The sequence below is a fragment of the Sedimentibacter sp. B4 genome, from assembly GCF_000309315.1.
In the GTDB taxonomy this organism is placed as follows: domain Bacteria; phylum Bacillota; class Clostridia; order Tissierellales; family Sedimentibacteraceae; genus Sedimentibacter; species Sedimentibacter saalensis.
On sequence record NZ_CANG01000514.1, the window covers coordinates 1 to 218 of the forward strand.

Genomic DNA, 218 nt, shown 5'->3' on the forward strand with positions numbered 1-218 from the left:
TCACTGCGTGCTTCTCGCTGCGCCACCCGAGGGCGGGGCCCGAATCGACGAAGCAGCGCTCGCCATGGAGAGGGCCATCGTCGAGAGGTTCGGCGACCGAGATGTCCTGATAGCGACCAAGGACGCCATGGTGGTGATCCTCGTGCCGGGACGAACCCGTGCTGTCGACCCGGCGAGTCACGTTCTTGATCCGGCCGAGTTCGTTCATGGCCGGCTCG

General features: G+C 66.1%; 1 pseudogene. It reads left to right on the top strand.

Features of this window, described 5'->3' with window-relative positions:
• Nucleotides 1-218 (top strand): annotated as a pseudogene (locus tag BN358_RS27710) (PucR family transcriptional regulator); the annotation flags it as partial.